The sequence below is a fragment of the Pseudomonas sp. SMV71 genome (genome assembly GCF_052042015.1).
Lineage (GTDB): Bacteria > Pseudomonadota > Gammaproteobacteria > Pseudomonadales > Pseudomonadaceae > Aquipseudomonas.
The window spans coordinates 66,058-84,858 of the sequence record NZ_JBKGGU010000015.1 but is presented as its reverse complement, the minus strand read 5'-3'; the positions used below and the strand labels follow the sequence as shown (position 1 = coordinate 84,858).

Sequence of the window (18,801 nt, the reverse complement as noted above, 5' to 3'; positions counted from 1 at the left end):
CAGTGCAGCTTACAGCTTACAGCTCCCCCTATCCTTTGCCTTTGGTCCGGGTCATGTTCGGCCCGCCATTCTTTTCCAGATGCTCGATGATGATCCCCGCCACGTTCTTGCTGGTGGTGGTCTCGATTCCTTCCAGGCCGGGCGATGAGTTGACTTCCATGACCAGCGGCCCGTGGTTGGAGCGCAGGATGTCTACACCCGCAACAGCCAGGCCCATGACCTTTGCGGCACGCAGGGCGGTCATGCGCTCTTCCGGAGTGATCTTGATCAGGCTGGCGCTGCCGCCACGATGCAGGTTGGAGCGAAACTCTCCGGGCCGGGCCTGGCGTTTCATCGAGGCGATTACCTTGTCGCCCACGACGAAACAGCGGATATCCGCGCCGCCGGCTTCCTTGATGTACTCCTGGACCATGATGTTCTGCTTCAAACCCATGAATGCCTCGATCACCGATTCCGCCGCCGTGGCGGTCTCGCACAGGACCACGCCGATGCCCTGGGTGCCTTCCAGCACTTTGATCACCAGCGGCGCGCCGTTGACCATGGCGATCAGGTCGGGGATGTCGTCCGGGGAGTGGGCGAAACCAGTCACGGGCAGGCCGATACCCCGGCGCGACAGCAGTTGCAGCGAGCGCAACTTGTCCCGGGAGCGGGCGATGGCCACGGACTCGTTGAGGGGATACACGCCCATCATTTCAAACTGACGCAATACGGCGCAGCCATAGAACGTCACTGATGCGCCGATGCGCGGGATCACCGCATCGAAGCCTTCCAACGGCTTGCCACGGTAATGGATCTGCGGTTTGTGGCTGGCAATGTTCATGTAGGCGCGCAGGGTATCGATCACCACCATTTCATGGCCACGTTCGGTCCCGGCTTCAACCAGGCGACGAGTGGAATACAGACGCGGATTTCGCGACAGCACAGCGATCTTCATGCAACACCTGTGGCAGAGGTAGTGGACACCGGGAACACCGGCTTGTCTTGAACGTATTTGGTGCCTGGATTGACCACCAACTGGCCGTCGATCAAGGCTTTGGAACCCAGTAACAGGCGATATCGCATGGACTTGCGGCAGGCCAGAGTGAATTCGACCCGCCAGATCCGGTCACCCAGTGCCAACGTGGTGCTGATCACGTAGCGGACCTGGGCGTGGCCGTTGGAGCTTTTTATGGTCTTGCGCGCCACCAGCGGGGCCTCGCAACGGCGATGGCGCAGTTGCACCACCGTGCCGAGGTGCGCCGTGAAGCGTACCCACTTCTCGCCGTCGCGCTCGAAGGGTTCGATGTCCGTGGCGTGCAGGCTGGAGGTGCTGGCGCCGGTGTCGATCTTGGCCCGCAGGCCCGCGACTCCCAGATCCGGGAGCGCCACCCACTCGCGTAGACCGACAACGGTCAAATGGTCAAAAGTCTTCAATAAAAAAACCTGCGATCAGTACATCGGATCGTGGACTCCGCGAATCGCGGTATTCACGCAGAATAATCCCAAAATGGCGACAGTTATCTACCTACCTGTTTCCGGTCGTAACTTTCAGGGCCAGGGGGCTGGAGTCGGCTCGGCGGCATTCTATCTGTCGGGCCCGATTCGTGCGCTCGACAAAAACGGTAGTACAGTTCTGACTGTTCGCGGAAAGAGGAATTGCAGTGACACAAAAAAATGCAGAGGACGACAAGGTCCGGCTCGATAAGTGGCTGTGGGCGGCGCGATTCTATAAGACTCGGGCCTTGGCCAAGGCGGCTATTGAAAGTGGCAAGGTTCATCACCGGGGCGAGCGTTGCAAGCCGGGCAAGGAGCCTCGGGTCGGCGATGAGTTTGTGATCCGTGCCGGGTTCGATGAAAAGACTGTGGTGGTCGAAGCTCTGTCGATCGTGCGTCGCGGGGCGCCTGAAGCGCAGACGCTGTACCGCGAAACCGAGGCGAGCATCGCCAGGCGCGAAGCCGCGGCTGCCCAACGCAAGGCGGGGGCCCTGGGCGTCAGCACCGATGGCAAGCCGAGCAAGAAGCAGCGTCGGGACCTGTTCAAGTTTCGGGGCGACAACAGCGAGTAGGTCCTGAACGGATTGTTTGCCAATCTAGCGAGGCGGCGGCGGAGTGAAAAATTGTGGCGAGGGGATAAATCCCCTCGCCACAGGTTCAATCAGCATCCTAATGGAGCGAGCGGTGCAGGCTACGCGTCAGTCCACCCCTCGCCTTGCTTGGAACCCACCGTCAATGCCCATAAAATGCCCACCATCATTTGTCATCACCTCAGATACCAGACCCTATGACTGATTTACCGGACACCGACTTCACCCAACGTTTCATTTTCGATGACAGCGACGCCCGTGGTGAGCTGGTGTCGTTGGAGCGCAGCTATGCGGAAGTCCTCGCCAAACACGCTTATCCGGAGCCGGTCGCGCAGTTGCTCGGTGAACTGATGGCGGCTGCGGCGCTGTTGGTCGGCACCCTGAAGTTCGATGGCTTGCTGATTCTCCAGGCTCGTTCCGAGGGGCCGGTGCCCCTGCTTATGATCGAGTGCTCCAGCGAGCGCGAGATCCGCGGCCTGGCTCGTTACGACGCCGCGCAGATCGCGCCCGATGCGACCCTGGCGGACCTGATGCCCAACGGTGTACTGGCCCTGACGGTCGACCCGACCCATGGCAAGCGTTACCAAGGCATCGTCGATCTCGATGGGGCGACCCTGGCCGACTGCTTCACCAACTACTTCGTCATGTCCCAACAGACCAACTCGCGGTTCTGGCTCTACGCAGACGGGCGACGTGCCCGTGGTTTGCTGCTGCAGCAATTGCCCGCCGATCGTATCCGCGATCCGGAAGAGCGTGACGCCAGCTGGCAGCACGTCACCGCCCTGGCCAGCACCCTGAGCGCCGATGAACTGTTGAGCCTGGACAACGAAACCGTGCTGCACCGCCTCTACCATGAGGAACAGGTGCGCCTGTTCGACGGCCAGCCGTTGCGCTTCCAATGCAGTTGCTCCCGTGAACGTTCCGGTAATGCGCTGGTCAGTCTGGGTCTGGAAGATGCGCAGCAACTGGTGATCGAACATGGCGGTGCCATCGAGATCGATTGTCAGTTTTGCAACGAGCGCTACCTGTTCGATGCCGCGGACATCGTTCAGTTGTTCGCGGGCGCGGGTGTCGACACGCCGTCAGATACTCGTCACTAAAACGCTTCAGCGCAGGTAAATCTCCTGGCAAACGCCGGATTTACGCCGTACTGACGGGAGGGCCCTACTCTTTTTGGGCTTTTCTGGCATAATCCGGCCCACTTTTTTCGGGTAGTAGTGCGCGACTTCCTACTACAAAACGTTTGGAGCACTCGGCCACGGGCCGACGGGGAATCTCATGACGCAAGCCAATAACGCCGTGTACACCGATCTGAGTGTCGATGAACTGGTCAAAGAAGCCCTGAATCGCGGTGAAGGCGAGCTTGCCGATACCGGCGCACTGGTTGTTCGTACCGGTCATCGTACCGGCCGTTCGCCAGTCGACCGTTTCATTGTCGAAGAGCCAACCACCCAGGACGCCATTGCCTGGGGCCCGATCAACCGCAAGTTCCCGGCCGACAAGTTCGATGCCCTGTGGAACCGCGTCGAAGCCTACCTGGGCGAGCGCGAGCGTTTTGTCTCCCACGTGCATGTAGGGTCCGATCCTGCCCACTACCTGCCGGTCAAGATGACCACCGAAACCGCCTGGCACAACCTGTTCGGCCGCTGCCTGTTCATCAACCCCGAGCAGTACAACGCCGGCGGCAAGGAGGAGTGGCAGATCCTCAACGCGCCAAACTTCGTCTGCGAGCCTGAGCGCGACGGCACCAACTCCGATGGCACCGTGATCATCAACTTCGCGGCCAGGAAAGTGCTGATCGCTGGCATGCGCTACGCCGGTGAAATGAAAAAAGCCCTGTTCTCCGTACAGAACTTCCTGCTGCCAGCCGCCGACGTGCTGCCGATGCACTGCGCCGCCAACATGGGCGAAGAGGGCGATGTGACCCTGTTCTTCGGTCTGTCGGGCACCGGCAAGACCACCCTGTCCGCCGATGAAAGCCGTTACCTGATCGGTGACGACGAACACGGCTGGGGCGTGGGTGTGGTCTTCAATATTGAAGGCGGCTGCTATGCCAAGTGCATCGACCTGTCCGAAAAGAACGAGCCGGTCATCTGGAAAGCCATCCAGCATGGCGCCGTGCTGGAAAACGTCGTTCTGGACCCGGTGACCAAGAAAGCCGACTACGCCGACGACAGCCTGACCCAGAACAGCCGTGCGGCCTACCCGCGTGAACTGATCGAAAAACGCGCACCGAAGAACCTCGGTGGCGAGCCAAATGCCGTGATCTTCCTGACCTGCGACCTGACTGGCGTGCTGCCCCCGGTGTCGATCCTCAGCGAAGAACAGGCCGCCTACCACTTCCTGTCCGGCTACACCGCGCTGGTAGGTTCGACCGAAATGGGTTCGGGCAGCGGCATCAAGTCGACCTTCTCCACCTGCTTCGGCGCCCCGTTCTTCCCGCGCCCTGCCGGTGAATACGCTGAACTGCTGATCAAGCGTATCCGTGGCTTCGGCTCCAAGGTCTATCTGGTCAACACCGGCTGGACCGGCGGCGGCTACGGCGTCGGCAAGCGTTTCAACATCCCGACCACCCGTGCGGTGATCGCCGCTATCCAGAGCGGCGCGCTGGTCGGTGCTGAAACCGAACACCTGGACATCATCAACCTGGACGTGCCACTGGCTGTTCCAGGCGTCGAGACTGGCCTGTTGAACCCACGCAACACCTGGGCTGACAAGGCTGCCTACGACGAAGCGGCCAAGGCACTGGCTGGTCTGTTCATCGAGAACTTCAAGAAGTTCGACGTGAGCGACGCGATCAAGGCCGCTGGCCCGCAGTTGTAAAGCTCGGACAGTGAATGAAAAAACCGCCCTTAGGGGCGGTTTTTTTATAGGGGTTATTTGTTCGATAGATAAATGCGGGCGCCATGGTTTCCTGCTCGCGCCTGGACAGTCCCAAGCAAGCCGCTGCGATAAAGCCTTCACCGACTTTCGAGCATTCTGGAAAAGCTAATCGGATCGTCAGGATGTTGCAGACCCAGCAACTGGAGTTTCGAGCGTCGCCAGAATGGGCGGCTCCTCCGGTATTTCCATGCATCCGCCCAGCAACAGGGACAGGAGCAGGGTGGCGGGTAAGGCGAGTTTGTACGACATGGTCATTTCCTTTTTTCCAGGTTGCGAGCCGTGGGCGTCTTGCCGCTGGCGGTTTCGATGCAATGTGTTTGCTGGATTTTCGTTCAGTTCGTCATTTGTTCAGGCCGGCGTAACGCGGCAGCCTCAAGGTCCATCAACCCTCTGCCATAGGCTTCGCTGTTGGCATAGATACCCGAGCGGTTGGCCGTCGCCAGAAGGTGTTCACGTACCTCGTGCGGGCTGAGTGCCGGATACAGACTTTGTAGCGCCGCGAGGGCGCCGCTGACGAGGGCGGCGGCCGGTGATGTGCCGGCCGTTTGCAGGTAGCGACCGTCCTTGCCTACGGTGAGCAGACCGGCCTCTGCGCCGGCGTCGCCGCCAGGGACAGCGATGCACCAGGCGGCTGCAACACCACAATAGTTGGATTTTCCATTGATGGCGCTGCCGTCGCTCTTCAAGGCCACCACTGCGATCCAACCCTTTTCCAGTTCAGGTAATGCGACCGGCAATCCGGGCTCGGCCAATGGCTCGCGCTTGAGTTCGTTGCCGGTCGGAAAGACAAATACGGCGCCGTCCGCTACCAGTTTCCGGGCAACCGCCAGGGAATCTGGCATCACCTGGTTGTACCGCGCTTCGTTGATTTCAGTGGCCGGAATGGCGTTGGCCCACGAGTTGTTGAACACTCGGGCGCCCTTGTCGAAGCCACTTTGCCAGGACTGTGCGATGTTGTTGTCGAAGAAGAACGGCTCGTTATCGTCGCCGAAACGGAAGGGGATCAGCCGTGCATTGAACGCGATGCCATGCATGCCCCGGTCGTCCTTGTTGGCGGCAAGGATGCCGGCCATTTGCGTGCCGTGGCCGATCCGGTCAATCGTAGCGGCGCGCCCCTCGACATAATCGAACCCAGGGTCGGCCAGCCTGCCTTCGAACTCCTTCAAATCACCCGCGAGCCCCGAATCGACCAGCGCCACGGTTACGTTCTGGCCGCTGCCTCCACGAGCGTACAGGGACGAAGCCTTGACCACGGCCAAGCCAGGTTGGGCGTGATACTCCGGGGTTTCGAACTCGGCGGGTTCAATGCCGGAGGAGGCGGGCAGGGTCAGGCAGCCGCTCAATAGGAAGGTTGACGCAATCGCCAGCGCGCATGGCGCAGAAAACGGGTAGGGCATGGTTCGGTCCTTGAACAGAGTGTTGAACGCCCGGCTTCCAAGCCTCGGCGTAACGCATGAATGATGGCGCACCTTAACCCGCTGGAGAGCCATGGACGAGGCATCAAAGTGCTCGGATTTGTATCACTTCGTGGCATAGAGAAAAGGGTTGGCGCTGCACCATCCGGTAGCGTTTCTGAGGCTCGACGAACTGACGCAGGAAGCCTGGGGTGAGGTGCATGGCGGAGTCCGGGCCGAAGGGCGCGTCTGGATGGGAAATGCCAGGGGGAAATCGTTGTACCGGAACAAAGAGGAACGATCCCACAACGATTCAGGAAGCGTCTGGTAAGCGTTCTTTTAATTGGTCGGTAAGGTTTGTCCCTCCCTTTCAATCCGGGTTGATACGGCCGGGCAAGGACGAACGATGAGCAAAGGAAAACCCGGTGAGCCTCAGGTCTGGGAGCACCATGGTGGCGATTGGGGCTACAGGAAGCTGCGGGATATGACCCCAGCCGAGCTGGCCAAGCGAGAAGTCGATCAACAACGCCACGACGCCATGCTCGGCAGACAGGACGCTTACATGAAGGCGCGCCTGGCCCAACTGCACCAAGAGCACGCTCCGGCCATACGGGGCTGCGTATTCACCAAGTCCTGCAAGTTGCCCGATGCGGTTATCGACTACTGCAATCCAACCGGCTACATCCCTACGGAGCTTGTGAAAGAGTACGGCACGGTGACGCTGCTGGGTGGGCGCCAGGTAGACGAGTCGGGACGCGTACCGCTGAAAAGAATCACCGGTACGTTACCGGCCAGCTTCGGTACGTTTGCCTTGGGCGGGACGGCACTGAATGCCATGGGTACCGGCACCAGTGCCGCTGTCGGCGCGATCTCCGCACCTGTGGCGGCGGGTGCGTTGCTGGGGCTGGTGGGCTTGTTGGCGCCTACCAGCCTGGGTGATGGCTCACTCTATACCGAAGATCAATTGCGCTCCCTGGCACACGCTCGCACCCGTGTTCGCTTGCATATCGAAACCCGAGCCGACGGGACGCTGAAAGGGTATGGCTACAACACCCAGGCACGACCTGACTGGGAAATGATTCCAGTGGTGACCTTCCAGGTTCGCGGCGACCTCTATGTCGCGGACTTTGGCGATGGGGTCGAATTGATCTGGACGCCAGCGCAAGATCCTTCGGCGACGCTGGGAATTCCGGCCTTGGAGGCCGCTCCCCAGGCACCTCATATCTGGATCTTTCCACCAACCCCCGCGGCGGACAGCATTATCGTCAATCCGATTTATCCACCGGAGTACAAGGATTTCATTCTTGTGTTTCCGGCGGATTCCGGGGTTTCGCCGCTATACATAGTTTTTAGTATTCGGCGTAAAGGGTTGCCGGACGTAGGGCATGAATACCATGTCGCACCCAAGGTGACGGAGATTGCAGGGTTCCCTGACTTAAGAGTTGTTAAAAAGAAGACTCCTCGCCAGGGAGGCGGCGGCTTTCGAGAGCGGTGGGCCGATAAAAAAGGCAGAATAATTTATGAGTGGGATTTCATGCACGGCGAGCTGGAGGCATACCGTGCAAGCGATGGAAGTCATTTGGGGGCCTATGATTATTTAACAGGCGAGCAAATTGATGGTCCCAAACCAGATCGTAATATCAAAAAATATTTGTGAGAGAATGATGGGTTTAAAACTCAAATTGGATTGGTACGACAAGAAAACAGAACTTGGTCAAGGTCGTGAGTATACCAAGGATTTTGGCGATGATCCTTGGGTGATGGATGCTCTCGGTGTTCCGGTTGAGGACAATGTAAATGTAGGCGGTTTTGACGTGAATGATGAGTGGGTCGTCATATTACAGCCCCATTTTGTGCATGTTCTTGATTTGTCTGCCTACGACTATCAAGTGTCATTTGATTATCGGGATATTTGGTGAGCATGAATTCAAATTTGTTCAATCTTCTGATATCACATACCGTACAAACCAAGCTCATATTAAATCTGAGCGTCAGGCCATGCTCTACACAGTTGAAGCTTTTTACAATACTACTGGGTTGCTCGCTTTTGAAGAAAGGCTCCCCGAGGGTTATGACGAGGTTCTGAGAGTAATTATGGGGTGGGCTGCTGAACAGCAGGGTTGGGAGGGCTATGATTTATCAAGGTATCAGCTTGAAATTTTGGAAACTATACTGGGGAAAAGTATCCATGATCCTGCTTATTTTTCAAATCAGCTGTAGTTTATGATTATTAAACTGCATGGTTAGTGTTTTTTTAAGGACTTAGGTGTCTGCTGAACAGCTTTAGCAGATTAGGTGGATGATGAAAATGGAAGAAAGTTGTGGAGTGGGGGACTTTTAATATTTTGGGCTTTTCTCCAGATAAGAATGGGCTGGTATTTGAGCAATGCATCCAGTTGCCGATGGAGCAGCTGATGTCGGTGATGCAATGGAAAAATGTCGATAGTCACGTTGGCGCGGACTTTAAGCTTTCTGCGAAGCAAGTGTTGGAAATTGAACGGTTGGGAAGGATGTCCTTCTGCAAAGAATTGGATCTGTATTTAACGTCGTATGGTTGACTGTCTTCTGGTTATGGTAAAAGCGGGGGGGTATCCATCCGCTGAATGCCCACCATCACACGAATAAATTTCAAAAAAAATCTCACGCTGGCTAAGGTGAAGGCTGTCTTTGGATCGCCAACAAGAGAGCCAACATGAGCCAGACACCCTTCGATATTCAGCGCGCCGCCGTGGTCGGTGCAGGCACTATGGGGCGGGGCATTGTGATGTGCCTGGCCAATGCCGGAGTAGCGGTGCAGTGGGTCGACAACAATCCACAGATGCTTGAGCAGGCACTGATCGCGGTGGCTGAGACCTACGCCCACAGCGTGCGCCAGGGACGTATTGACCAGGGCGAAGCCGATGCCCGGATCGCGCGGGTGACCCCCGCCGATGACTACACGGCAATCCGCGACGTGGACCTGGTGATCGAGGCGGTGTATGAAAACCTCGAACTGAAGCAGAAAATTTTCCGCGAACTCGATGGCCTGCTCAAGCACGAGGCGATCCTGGCAAGCAACACGTCGGCCCTGGACATCGATGCCATTGCTGCAGTCACGCAGCGGCCCACCCAGGTACTGGGCCTGCATTTTTTCAGCCCGGCGCACATCATGAAATTGCTGGAAGTCGTACGCGGTGCGCAGACTTCCAAGGCGGTGCTGGAGGCGGCCCTGGTGTTGGGCAAGCGCATGGGCAAGGTCAGCGTGATTTCTGGCAATTGCCACGGTTTCATCGGCAACCGCATGTTGCACCCCTACGTGTTGGAGGCGCGCAAGATGCTGCTGGAGGGGGCATTTCCCCATCAGGTGGATGCGGCATTGCAGGCTTTCGGTTTCGCCATGGGCCCGTTCCGTATGTACGACGTCGTTGGGATCGATCTGGAATGGCGCGCCCGTGAGCTGGCGGGCAAAGGCCAGGATGCACCCGAGGTGCAAGTGGATAATCGCTTGTGCGAATTGGGGCGGTTCGGGCAGAAGAGCGGCAACGGTTACTATCACTACGAACCTGGCAGCCGACAGGCCGAGCATGATGTTGAAGTCGATGCGTTGGTGCTGCGGGTCAGTGAAGAGCTGGGTTTTCAGCGTCGCGAAATTGGACCGGAAGAAGTCCGCGAGCGCTGCCTGCTGGCGTTGGTCAACGAAGGGGCGAAGATCCTGCAGGAAGGCATTGCCGAGTCGGCCCACGATATTGACCTGGTCTACCTCAATGGCTATGGATTCCCGGCGGACAAGGGTGGCCCGATGGCCTGGGCCGATGAACAGGGCCTGGATGACATTCACGTGCGGCTGCTGGAGCTTGAAACGAAGCAGGGCGATCATTGGAAGCCTGCACGGCTGATCAGCGAACTGGCAGCCCAGGGCAAGGGCTTCGCCCAGCGCTAGGTCCGGCCCGGCGCCACGAACCCATCAACGAGCCCCCCACAAGGACAACTGATGCCCCAACGTTCCGAATACCTGCACTTGCAACCGCTCACTACGCGCTGGCATGACAACGATGTATACGGTCACGTCAACAACGTCACCTACTACAGCTTTTTCGATACGGCGGTGAACACCTACCTGATCGAAACCGGCGGCCTGGATATTCATGGCGGCGAGGTGGTGGGGTTTGTGGTGAGTTCCTCCTGCGACTACTTTGCCTCGATCGCTTTTCCGGAAAAAATTGAAGTCGGCTTGCGCGTTGCCAAGCTGGGCAGTAGCTCGGTGCAGTACGAGCTGGCGGTGTTCAAGGAAGGTGAAGAGGAGGCGTGCGCAGCGGGACGGTTTGTCCATGTGTTCGTGGATCGGGCGTCGAATCGACCGGTGGCGATTCCGGATCGGTTGCGCGGGGCTTTGCAGCGACTGGTGGTCTGAAACGAAAATCGCAGCCTGCGATCAGCGCCAGGCGCTGTCGGAGGCTGCGATTGTCAACGGCGTTATCAGTCAGCCGTTAGTCGCGGTAGTGGCGATGGTGATGCTTGCGATGCCCATAGGCATGGCCGCGACCCGGATGGCCGTCACGGTAGTAGCGTCGATCGCCGCGGCGGCCGTCATAACGACGATCATCGTCGTCGTCCTTGCCCATGTAGTTACCCAGCGCGCCGCCGGCACCGCCGCCCGCTGCCGCGCCGATCAGGCTGCCGGTGGTACCGCCTACGCTGCGGCCGACCACGTTACCGCCGGCTGCGCCCAGCGCACCACCGATGGCTGCTTCGCCGCGGCTGTGTTTGTCTGCACCGACCGCACTACCGCCCGCGCCGCCCAGGGCCGCGCCGATAGTGGAGCCGGTGTTGCCGCCCAGGGACTGGCCGACGACCGAACCCAAAACCCCGCCCAATGCGCCGCCAACGCCTGCTTCGGCAGTACCACCCGCAGAGGCGATGCCGCTGACCAGGCCAAGGGACAACAAGAGAATGGAGGAGAACTTCATAGAGGAGCCTCAAAGGGATGACGGCGCGATCCTGAGGCTGGCTTCGCTGCGTGACAATCGAAATCCGACGAGTAACACGACTTGTGCACAATTCTCTAAGTTATTGTTTTTAGTCTGGAACTTAAGCCGTTTTACCCGGTCTTTAGCTACTTCGGACAGGCCGTTTTCTAGGGAAAGCGGCCTTTTTTGTGGGTGGTCGAAAAGTGCAATGGATGGCGTATACCGTTCACTTGACGCGTATGAACTCATCGTGGCGAGGGAGCTCGCTCCCGCTGGGCTGCGCAGCAGCCCTTTTTTGTGCGCGCTTCGCACTGGAACGCCAGCCGGTCAAGCGGGAGCAAGCTCCCTCACCACGGTTCAGCGATGTGCTTAAGTGGACAGTATTGCGTAGTGGGCAAGGTTTTTTGCCCCTTGCCCACAGGAACGTCAGGCCGACTTGGCCAGGATCAAGCCATCCTCACTGGCCGCTTCCAGGCGAATCGCCACGAACTTCGACGTTGGCGTGTGGCTGCCGTCGCCGATGCTCTCTAAGGGCACCAACGGGTTCACTTCAGGATAGTAGGCAGCAGCCTGCCCGGCCGGAATGTCGAACGCCAGCAGGGTGAAACCCTTGACCCGACGTTCGCGACCATCATCCCAGAGCGAGACGATGTCGGCTTTCTGCCCCGGCCGGAAACCCAGGCGAATGATGTCGGCCTCGTTGGCGAACAACACGTCGCGCTGGCCTTTAACACCGCGATAACGGTCATCGAGGCCGTAGATGGTGGTGTTGTACTGATCGTGGGAGCGCATCGATTGCATGATCAGGTCCGGCAACTGGCCGGTGGCACGGGTGCGTTCGTGCACCAGGTCGGTCGGCAGCAGGTTAGGCTTGAAGTTGGCCCGGCCCGACGCCGTGTTCCAGCGACGCGAACCGGCGCTGTTGCCCAGGTAGAAGCCACCGGGGTTCTGGATTTTTTCGTTGAAATCCTTGAAGCCGGGGACGGTATCGGCGATCAGGTCGCGGATGCGGCTGTAGTCGGCCGCCAGCCAGTTCCAGTCCACCGGGTGGCTGCCCAGGGTGGCAGCCGCGATGCCGGCGATGATCCAGGGTTCGGAGCGCATCTGGTTCGACAGCGGTTGCAACTGGCCCTTGGAGGCGTGGACCATGCTGAACGAGTCTTCCACGGTCACCGCTTGCGCGCCTTCGGATTGCAGGTCGATGTCGGTGCGCCCCAGGCACGGCAGGATCAGCGCTTGCTTGCCGTGGGCCAGGTGGCTGCGGTTGAGCTTGGTGCTGATCTGCACGGTCAGGTCGCAGTTGGTCAGGGCCTGGAAGGTCCGCTGGCTGTCCGGCGTGGCTTGGGCGAAGTTGCCGCCCAGGCCGATGAATACCTTCGCCCGCCCTTCGGCCATGGCATGGATCGCCTCGACCACGTTGTGGCCGTTTTCCCGCGGCACCTTGAACTGGAAGCGGCGCTCCAGGGTGTCGAGAAACGCCACCGGTGGACGTTCGTTGATGCCCATGGTCCGGTCGCCCTGGACGTTGCTGTGACCGCGTACCGGGCACAGCCCGGCGCCTGGCCGGCCGATGTTGCCGCGCAGCAGCATGACGTTGGCGAGTTCCTGCAGGGTCGCCACCGAATGACGATGCTGGGTGAGCCCCATCGCCCAGCACATGATCACGTTCTTGCTCCGGGCGTACATGCGCGCCGCTTGTTCGATTTCAGCCAGGCTCATGCCCGATTGCGCGACGATCTGCTCCCACGGCGTGTCGTCGACCACCGCCAGGTAATCCAGCACGTTGGCGCTGTGTTCGTTGAGGAATACGTGGTCGAACACCGCCGGCTCGCCGGCCTTCTGCGCATCGCGTTCCCATTGCAGCAGGAACTTCGCCATGCCCCGCAGGATTGCCATGTCGCCGCCCAGGGCTGGGCGGAAATAGGCGGTGTTGGTCGGCTTATCGCCGTTGGTGAGCATTTCGAACGGGTGCTGCGGATGCTGGAAACGCTCCAGGCCACGCTCCTTGAGCGGGTTGATGCACACCACCTGGGCGCCGCGCTTCACCGCTTCACGCAGCGGCTCGAGCATCCGTGGGTGGTTGGTGCCGGGGTTCTGACCCCAGACGAAAATGGCATCGGCATGCTCGAAGTCGTCGAAGGTCACCGTGCCCTTGCCCACGCCGACGCTCTGGGACAACGCCACGCCGCTGGCTTCGTGACACATGTTCGAGCAGTCGGGGAAGTTGTTGGTGCCGAAGGCGCGTACGAACAGCTGGTACAGGTAGGCCGCTTCGTTGCTGGCCCGGCCGGAGGTATAGAACTCGGCCTGGTTCGGACTGGACAGCCCTTGCAGGTGCTTGCCAATCAGTGCGAACGCCGCTTCCCAACTGATGGGCTTGTAGCGGTCGGTTTCGGCGTCATAGCTCATCGGCTCGGTCAGGCGGCCCTGGTATTCGAGCCAGTAGTCGCTCTGTTCCAGCAACGAGGTCACGCTGTGACGGGCAAAGAAGGCAGCATCGACGCGACGCTTGGTGGCTTCCCAGTTCACGGCCTTGGCGCCGTTTTCGCAGAACTTGACCATGCCGCTTTCCGGCGAGTCGCCCCAGGCACAGCCGGGGCAGTCGAACCCGCCGTTCTGGTTGGTCTTGAGCATCATGCGGATGTTTTTCAGCGCGTTATCGCTGGTCAGCCAGGCCTGGGCGACGCTGATCAGCGCGCCCCAACCGCCGGCCGGGCCCTTGTAGGGCTTGTAGCGCGGTACTGGTTTCTGGTCGGCTTGTTGATGATTGCTCACGCTTGATTCTCCATCGCAGGGCTGTAGACCCGCGGCGCACTTTTTTGCGGCAGGTGGATGAGGTTGAGGTTGTGTTGGCGGGCCCACTGCACGGCAAGACCGGTGGGCGACGACAGGCTGACCAGGGTCTGGACACCGGCGCGCAGCACTTTCTGGATCAATTCCAGGCTGCAACGGCTGGTGACGATGGCCAGGCCCCCGGCGACCGGGATCTGTTGCCGGACCAGCGCGCCGATCAGCTTGTCGAGGGCGTTATGCCGGCCAATGTCTTCGCGGCCCAGCAATAACTCGCCCTGGGCGTTCATGAACAGCGCTGCGTGGACCGCCCCACAGTGCTGGCCCAGGGGTTGGAACTTACTGATCCGCTGGCGCAGGCCATCGAGCCATTGCGCAGGTGGGAGCGGCGCGCCTGGCAAGACCTTGAGGTTGGGCAACGCCTGCTCCACCGCTTCTACGCCGCACAGGCCACAGCCGCTGGTACCAGCCAGTTGTCGGCGTTGTTGCTTGAGGTTCCAGAACGCACGGTTGGCGATGGTCACCTGGGCATGGTGCGCGGAACCTGCGCCGATCAGTTGCAGGTCATAGATGTCCGTCGCGTCTTCAATGATGCCGCTGCCCAGGCTGAAGCCGACGATGAAGTCTTCAAGGTCGGTCGGGGTGACCAGCATGACGGCCTGGCTGATGCCGTTATAGGCAATCGCCAGCGCCACTTCCTCGGCCAGCGCGGTGCTGTCCGATTGCGAGCGGTCCAGATTGCAGTAGCGATAGCTCTGGCTGGCGGCCGGCCCGGGTGTTTCCACCGAGGGTGCCGGGCAAGCAGGGGGCTTGTCGTTCATGGGCATCACTGAAAGTAGGAATAGTGGTAAGACTAAATGCGGCAATCTGCCACGTCTAATCGCTATTACTGATCTTTCAATAGATGACGTCGATCAACTTCCTGTCATTGATTTCTGGTAGAGGGCGAAGCAGGCCTCCGCCAGCGCCGAACGTGGCGCGCCGCGCCGCATGATCATTCCCAGCGGGACCAGCGTCTGTGCGCTTTCGATAGGCTGGATGCGCAGGTCTTCGGTCAGCACATCCAGGCCGTTTTCCAAGGGCATCACTGCGCAACACAGTCCGCCGTGCACAGCTTGTAACAATTGATGCACGGCGTCGGTTTGCAACAGCGGCTGAGGCGTCAGGCCCCGGCTGTGAAAGTTGTAGTCGATGGACTGACGAAAATGCATGCCGCTGGTGAGCATGCCCAAGGGCAATTCGATCAGTGCCTGCCAGGTCAGCGGCTGCTCGCCAAAAAAGAAAAATCGCTGGTCGTACAGCAGGCCCATGCGGGTATGGCTGAACGTAAGGGCCTCGAAACGCTCGCTGTCCAGGCGCTCGAGATAGGAAATGCCCAGGTCGATGCGGTTGTTCGCCAATTGCTCGAGGATTTGCTCGGAGCTCAGGGAGGACAGTTCAAAACGCAGGTTGGGGTGCTCGGTGTGCAAGCGCTGCATCATCGCCAGCGGATCGAAATCCGACAGCGGCACCACACCCAGGCGCAGCGTGCCCACCAGATTACCGCGACAGGCCGCCGCTTCGGCCTGCAGGCCGTCATAGGCCGCCAGCACCGTGCGCGCCCAGGCCAGCACCCGCTCTCCCGGCGCGGTAAACCCTTCAAAGCGCTGGCCGCGATTGACCAATGGCAGCTCGAGTTCTTCCTCGAGACTGCGCAGGCGCATCGACAGGGTCGGTTGGGTGATGTGACAGCGGGCGGCGGCTTGGCCGAAGTGGCGGGTTTCATCCAGTGCGATAAGAAATTTCAGCTGCTTGATGTCCATCTTCGCTCCAGAGCGCAGGAAGTTTCGGATTCTAGCGCTTGCGGGTGACGGGGTCATTGGTCGGCTGGGCACCGGGTTCGTCTGGGTTGGTCTAGTCTTGGCGTTTGGACACTTAAATCCAAGGAGTGTGCACCATGAGTCTTTTTAACTTTGTGAAGGAAGCAGGCGAAAAACTGATCGACCTGCTGACGCCTGGCAATGCCAATGCCAGCGAGCAGTTGAAAGAGCACATCAAGCAGGTCGGGCTGGGTAATCCGAATGTTCACGCAACCATCGAAGGTGACAAAGTCACGGTGACCGGTGAAGTAAGCAGCCAGGAAGAAAAGGAAAAAATCCTGTTGGCCGTAGGTAATATCGCAGGGGTTGGCAGTGTGGATGACCAGATCACGGTGACCGGCCCAGTGGCGAAAGCTGCGCGTTTCGTCACCGTGAAGAGGGGCGACACACTCAGCGCCATCTCCAAGACTGAATACGGCGACGCGAACCAGTACAACAAGATTTTCGAGGCCAACAAGCCGATGCTCACGCACCCGGACAAGATCTATCCGGGACAGGTGCTGCGTATTCCTGAGTAACCGATACCTGTGGCGAGGGAGCTTGCTCCCGCTCGGCTGCGTAGCAGTCGCATTTTTGGAGGAGCGCCGCGCACTGGAGCGCCAGCCCGGTCCAGCGGGAGCAAGCTCCCTCGCCACACTGATCGCGTCAGAGCCCTTCGATGAGCGTCCGGTAGTCCGTCACCGCCGCAAACTCCCCCGTATCCTTCGGCCCCTTGCGGCTGTCCGGCTCGCTGACCGCCAGCAGGTGCGCCACGCCGAAGTCCCGGGCGCTGCGTAGCACCGGCAGGGTGTCATCGATGAACAGGCTGCGGGCCGGGTCGAAATTCAGGTCGGCTTGCAGGGCGTCCCAGAATTGACGGTTCTCCTTGGGGAAACCGTAGTCGTGGGAGCTGATCAGGCGTTCGAAGTAGGGCGCCAGTTCGATACGTTCCAGCTTCAGGGACAGCGAGTCGCGGTGGGCGTTGGTGATCATCACCACGCGCTTGCCGGCCCGCTGGATCGCCGCCAGGAAGGTGTCGGCGTCCGGGCGCAAGGCGATCAGGTGCGCGGTTTCCAGCTTCAGCTCGCGCACCGGCAGCTTCAGTTCGGCTGTCCAGAAATCCAGGCAGTACCATTGCAACTGCCCGGCGTTGCGCTCGAACAGCGGCTGCAACTCCATCTCCGCCATCGCCCGGCTCACGCCGTGCAGTTCGGCGTAGCGCTGGGGCAGGTGTTCCATCCAGAAATGGTTGTCGTAATGCAGGTCCAGCAAAGTGCCGTCCATGTCCAGCAGCACCGTATCGATCTCGTGCCAGGGCAACAAGGCCATAAAAACTTCTCCAGCGGTAAACGGATATCCGACACAAACAATCAGGATAGGCCGGGTATAGTAGCCTGCTATCGCCCAGGGAGCCGTCTATGCGCCAGAAACCCACTATCCTCGATCGCCGGATCGTCGCCACCAGCCGCCTGTTTTGCGTGGAAGAACTGAAACTGCGTTTTTCCAACGGCGTGGAGCGTACCTATGAACGTCTGGCGAGCAAGGGGGCGGGGTACGGCGCGGTCATGATCGTGGCGATGCTCGATGCCGACCATGCGGTACTGGTGGAAGAATATTGCGGTGGCACCGATGCCTACGAGCTGTCCTTGCCCAAAGGCCTGATCGAGCCGGGTGAAGACGTGCTGGCGGCCGCCGAGCGGGAACTCAAGGAGGAGGCGGGTTTCGGTGCGCGGCAATTGGAGCATCTGACCGAACTGTCGTTGTCTCCCGGCTACATGAGCCAGAAGATTCAGGTAGTGCTGGCGACCGATTTGTATGAAGAGCGGCTGGAGGGTGACGAGCCCGAGCCGATGCGTGTGGACAAGGTCAACCTGCGAGAGTTGTCGATCTTGGCGCAGAACCCTCAGTTCACCGAAGGTCGGGCCCTGGCCGCGTTATACCTGGCCCGCGATGTGTTGGCCCAGCGCGCAGCGGTGCTGTCATGAATTTTTCCCATCCCCTGATTGCCCCGGTCATCGAATTGGCGCTCAAGGCTGGCGAGGCGATCCTGCCGTTCTGGCGCGCCGATGTGCAGGTCAACCGCAAGGCCGACGAATCGCCGGTGACCGCCGCCGACATGGCCGCCCATGACGTGATCGTGGCCGGGCTGACGGCCCTCGCGCCGGATATCCCGATTCTTTCCGAAGAAGACGCCGATATCGCGCAAAGCGTGCGTGCCGGCTGGCAACGCTGGTGGCTGGTGGACCCGCTGGATGGGACCAAGGAATTCATTTCGGGCAGCGAGGAATTCACCGTCAATATCGCGCTGGTGGAGCAGGGGCGCGTGGTGTTTGGCGTGGTATCGATGCCCACCAATGGACGCTTTTATGTCGGCGGCGGAGGGCTGGGGGCGTGGCGTGGCGACAAGGACGACGAGCCTTTGCCGATTACGGTTCGCAATGTGCTGGCGCCGGGTGAGGCCTTCACGGTGGTCGCCAGCCGCCGTCACACGAGTGTGGAGCAGGAGCGTCTATTGGAAGGCTTGAGCGCGATCTTGGGTGAATTGCAACTGACCAATATCGGTAGCTCGTTGAAGTTTTGCCTGTTGGCCGAGGGTGCGGCGGATTGTTACCCACGTCTGGCCCCGACCTCTCAATGGGACACCGCCGCCGCCCAGGGCGTGCTGGAAGGGGCCGGTGGCGAGGTGCTGGATCTGCGTGGCGAGCCGTTCTGTTATCCGGCCCGAGAGTCGCTGCTGAATGAGTCGTTTCTGGCGTTGCCGGCGAAGGCCGCGTGGCGTGGGAAGCTACTGGAACTGGCGCGTTCCTGATTCGCACCTGTCTCAGTGGCCAGGGAGCTTGCTCCCGCTCGGTTGCGCAGCAACCGCCAAATACCGGGACTGCTTTGC

Annotated in this window: 21 protein-coding genes; 12 read left to right on the top strand and 9 right to left on the bottom strand. The window is 59.9% G+C overall.

What is annotated here, in order from left to right; translation table 11 throughout:
- Nucleotides 1-28: 28 nt before the first annotated feature.
- Nucleotides 29-934 (bottom strand): 30S ribosomal protein S6--L-glutamate ligase, encoded by a 906-nt coding sequence (gene rimK, locus ACLEJQ_RS17055; protein ID WP_030141550.1) that lies wholly within the window; start codon nt 932-934, stop codon nt 29-31.
- Nucleotides 931-1,413, bottom strand: a complete 483-nt coding sequence (gene rimB, locus ACLEJQ_RS17050) for a retropepsin-like aspartic endopeptidase RimB (protein WP_440796711.1) — start codon at nt 1,411-1,413, stop codon at nt 931-933. Before rimB ends, rimK begins: the two co-directional genes overlap by 4 nt.
- A 227-nt stretch (nt 1,414-1,640) precedes the next feature.
- Here rimB and ACLEJQ_RS17045 point away from each other — a divergent pair, with 227 nt between their 5' ends.
- The 3 genes from ACLEJQ_RS17045 to ACLEJQ_RS17035 all read left to right on the top strand — a co-directional run bounded on the left by ACLEJQ_RS17045 (nt 1,641) and on the right by ACLEJQ_RS17035 (nt 4,886).
- The gene (locus ACLEJQ_RS17045; RefSeq protein WP_440796710.1) at nt 1,641-2,045 is read left to right on the top strand and encodes an RNA-binding S4 domain-containing protein; all 405 of its coding nucleotides are present in this window, start codon (nt 1,641-1,643) and stop codon (nt 2,043-2,045) included.
- Nucleotides 2,046-2,260: 215 nt separating this feature from the next.
- Nucleotides 2,261-3,163: an Hsp33 family molecular chaperone HslO gene (gene hslO / locus ACLEJQ_RS17040; RefSeq protein WP_440796709.1), complete on the top strand. Its 903-nt coding sequence runs from the start codon at nt 2,261-2,263 to the stop codon at nt 3,161-3,163.
- Nucleotides 3,164-3,341: 178 nt separating this feature from the next.
- Complete coding sequence (locus ACLEJQ_RS17035; RefSeq protein WP_440796708.1) at nt 3,342-4,886, top strand: phosphoenolpyruvate carboxykinase; 1,545 nt, start codon at nt 3,342-3,344, stop codon at nt 4,884-4,886.
- Nucleotides 4,887-5,063: 177 nt separating this feature from the next.
- Here the strand turns inward: ACLEJQ_RS17035 and ACLEJQ_RS17030 are convergent, their stop codons facing one another.
- Together ACLEJQ_RS17030 and ACLEJQ_RS17025 are read right to left on the bottom strand one after the other, a co-directional pair.
- Complete coding sequence (locus ACLEJQ_RS17030; protein ID WP_440796707.1) at nt 5,064-5,195, bottom strand: hypothetical protein; 132 nt, start codon at nt 5,193-5,195, stop codon at nt 5,064-5,066.
- 83 nt (nt 5,196-5,278) lie between these two features.
- Complete coding sequence (locus tag ACLEJQ_RS17025) at nt 5,279-6,343, bottom strand: S8 family peptidase (RefSeq protein WP_440796706.1); 1,065 nt, start codon at nt 6,341-6,343, stop codon at nt 5,279-5,281.
- A gap of 403 nt (nt 6,344-6,746) precedes the next feature.
- Here ACLEJQ_RS17025 and ACLEJQ_RS17020 point away from each other — a divergent pair, with 403 nt between their 5' ends.
- From ACLEJQ_RS17020 to ACLEJQ_RS16995, 6 genes are all read left to right on the top strand, one after another.
- Nucleotides 6,747-7,997, top strand: a complete 1,251-nt coding sequence (locus tag ACLEJQ_RS17020) for a colicin E3/pyocin S6 family cytotoxin (RefSeq protein WP_440796705.1) — start codon at nt 6,747-6,749, stop codon at nt 7,995-7,997.
- A gap of 7 nt (nt 7,998-8,004) precedes the next feature.
- On the top strand, nt 8,005-8,259 hold the full coding sequence (locus tag ACLEJQ_RS17015; protein ID WP_440796704.1) for a colicin E3-like toxin immunity protein: 255 nt from the start codon (nt 8,005-8,007) through the stop codon (nt 8,257-8,259).
- Complete coding sequence (locus ACLEJQ_RS17010; protein ID WP_440796703.1) at nt 8,237-8,560, top strand: DUF7683 domain-containing protein; 324 nt, start codon at nt 8,237-8,239, stop codon at nt 8,558-8,560. The genes ACLEJQ_RS17015 and ACLEJQ_RS17010 overlap by 23 nt, the downstream gene beginning before the upstream one ends.
- 101 nt (nt 8,561-8,661) lie before the next feature.
- Nucleotides 8,662-8,898 (top strand): pyocin S6 family toxin immunity protein, encoded by a 237-nt coding sequence (locus ACLEJQ_RS17005; RefSeq protein WP_440796702.1) that lies wholly within the window; start codon nt 8,662-8,664, stop codon nt 8,896-8,898.
- A gap of 134 nt (nt 8,899-9,032) precedes the next feature.
- Nucleotides 9,033-10,259: a 3-hydroxyacyl-CoA dehydrogenase NAD-binding domain-containing protein gene (locus tag ACLEJQ_RS17000; protein ID WP_440796701.1), complete on the top strand. Its 1,227-nt coding sequence runs from the start codon at nt 9,033-9,035 to the stop codon at nt 10,257-10,259.
- Between the two features lie 51 nt (nt 10,260-10,310).
- Nucleotides 10,311-10,730, top strand: a complete 420-nt coding sequence (locus ACLEJQ_RS16995; RefSeq protein WP_440796700.1) for an acyl-CoA thioesterase — start codon at nt 10,311-10,313, stop codon at nt 10,728-10,730.
- A gap of 76 nt (nt 10,731-10,806) precedes the next feature.
- On the opposite strand, the gene ACLEJQ_RS16990 is transcribed toward ACLEJQ_RS16995, so the two are convergent.
- From ACLEJQ_RS16990 to ACLEJQ_RS16975, 4 genes are all read right to left on the bottom strand, one after another.
- Nucleotides 10,807-11,286 carry a glycine zipper domain-containing protein gene (locus ACLEJQ_RS16990; RefSeq protein ID WP_440796699.1) on the bottom strand — a complete coding sequence of 160 codons (480 nt, stop codon included), beginning with the start codon at nt 11,284-11,286 and terminating at the stop codon, nt 10,807-10,809.
- Nucleotides 11,287-11,712: 426 nt separating this feature from the next.
- Nucleotides 11,713-14,061, bottom strand: coding sequence for an FdhF/YdeP family oxidoreductase (locus ACLEJQ_RS16985; RefSeq protein ID WP_440796698.1), 2,349 nt, complete (start codon nt 14,059-14,061; stop codon nt 11,713-11,715).
- Nucleotides 14,058-14,897, bottom strand: coding sequence for a formate dehydrogenase accessory sulfurtransferase FdhD (fdhD, locus tag ACLEJQ_RS16980; RefSeq protein WP_440796697.1), 840 nt, complete (start codon nt 14,895-14,897; stop codon nt 14,058-14,060). Before fdhD ends, ACLEJQ_RS16985 begins: the two co-directional genes overlap by 4 nt.
- A gap of 93 nt (nt 14,898-14,990) precedes the next feature.
- On the bottom strand, nt 14,991-15,878 hold the full coding sequence (locus ACLEJQ_RS16975) for a LysR family transcriptional regulator (RefSeq protein ID WP_440796696.1): 888 nt from the start codon (nt 15,876-15,878) through the stop codon (nt 14,991-14,993).
- 134 nt (nt 15,879-16,012) lie between these two features.
- Between ACLEJQ_RS16975 and lysM the strand changes: the two genes are divergently transcribed.
- Nucleotides 16,013-16,453 carry a peptidoglycan-binding protein LysM gene (gene lysM / locus ACLEJQ_RS16970; protein WP_440796695.1) on the top strand — a complete coding sequence of 147 codons (441 nt, stop codon included), beginning with the start codon at nt 16,013-16,015 and terminating at the stop codon, nt 16,451-16,453.
- A 127-nt stretch (nt 16,454-16,580) separates the two neighbouring features.
- Here lysM and yrfG read toward each other — a convergent pair whose 3' ends face one another.
- The gene (gene yrfG / locus ACLEJQ_RS16965; RefSeq protein ID WP_440796694.1) at nt 16,581-17,243 is read right to left on the bottom strand and encodes a GMP/IMP nucleotidase; all 663 of its coding nucleotides are present in this window, start codon (nt 17,241-17,243) and stop codon (nt 16,581-16,583) included.
- Nucleotides 17,244-17,332: 89 nt separating this feature from the next.
- Between yrfG and nudE the strand changes: the two genes are divergently transcribed.
- Nucleotides 17,333-17,899, top strand: coding sequence for an ADP compounds hydrolase NudE (gene nudE, locus ACLEJQ_RS16960; RefSeq protein ID WP_440796693.1), 567 nt, complete (start codon nt 17,333-17,335; stop codon nt 17,897-17,899).
- Nucleotides 17,896-18,723 (top strand): 3'(2'),5'-bisphosphate nucleotidase CysQ, encoded by an 828-nt coding sequence (gene cysQ, locus ACLEJQ_RS16955; protein ID WP_440796692.1) that lies wholly within the window; start codon nt 17,896-17,898, stop codon nt 18,721-18,723. The genes nudE and cysQ overlap by 4 nt, the downstream gene beginning before the upstream one ends.
- Nucleotides 18,724-18,801: the final 78 nt, after the last annotated feature.

Bases quoted from the DNA above. Each gene is read 5' to 3' on its own strand.
- rimK (WP_030141550.1), bottom strand. From the start codon at position 934: ATGAAGATCGCTGTGCTGTCGCGAAATCCGCGTCTGTATTCCACTCGT.
- hslO (WP_440796709.1), top strand. From the start codon at position 2,261: ATGACTGATTTACCGGACACCGACTTCACCCAACGTTTCATTTTCGAT.
- ACLEJQ_RS17035 (WP_440796708.1), top strand. From the start codon at position 3,342: ATGACGCAAGCCAATAACGCCGTGTACACCGATCTGAGTGTCGATGAA.
- ACLEJQ_RS17030 (WP_440796707.1), bottom strand. From the start codon at position 5,195: ATGTCGTACAAACTCGCCTTACCCGCCACCCTGCTCCTGTCCCTGTTG.
- ACLEJQ_RS17025 (WP_440796706.1), bottom strand. From the start codon at position 6,343: ATGCCCTACCCGTTTTCTGCGCCATGCGCGCTGGCGATTGCGTCAACC.
- ACLEJQ_RS17020 (WP_440796705.1), top strand. From the start codon at position 6,747: ATGAGCAAAGGAAAACCCGGTGAGCCTCAGGTCTGGGAGCACCATGGT.
- ACLEJQ_RS17015 (WP_440796704.1), top strand. From the start codon at position 8,005: ATGGGTTTAAAACTCAAATTGGATTGGTACGACAAGAAAACAGAACTT.
- ACLEJQ_RS17000 (WP_440796701.1), top strand. From the start codon at position 9,033: ATGAGCCAGACACCCTTCGATATTCAGCGCGCCGCCGTGGTCGGTGCA.
- ACLEJQ_RS16995 (WP_440796700.1), top strand. From the start codon at position 10,311: ATGCCCCAACGTTCCGAATACCTGCACTTGCAACCGCTCACTACGCGC.
- ACLEJQ_RS16990 (WP_440796699.1), bottom strand. From the start codon at position 11,286: ATGAAGTTCTCCTCCATTCTCTTGTTGTCCCTTGGCCTGGTCAGCGGC.
- fdhD (WP_440796697.1), bottom strand. From the start codon at position 14,897: ATGAACGACAAGCCCCCTGCTTGCCCGGCACCCTCGGTGGAAACACCC.
- ACLEJQ_RS16975 (WP_440796696.1), bottom strand. From the start codon at position 15,878: ATGGACATCAAGCAGCTGAAATTTCTTATCGCACTGGATGAAACCCGC.
- lysM (WP_440796695.1), top strand. From the start codon at position 16,013: ATGAGTCTTTTTAACTTTGTGAAGGAAGCAGGCGAAAAACTGATCGAC.
- yrfG (WP_440796694.1), bottom strand. From the start codon at position 17,243: ATGGCCTTGTTGCCCTGGCACGAGATCGATACGGTGCTGCTGGACATG.
- nudE (WP_440796693.1), top strand. From the start codon at position 17,333: ATGCGCCAGAAACCCACTATCCTCGATCGCCGGATCGTCGCCACCAGC.
- cysQ (WP_440796692.1), top strand. From the start codon at position 17,896: ATGAATTTTTCCCATCCCCTGATTGCCCCGGTCATCGAATTGGCGCTC.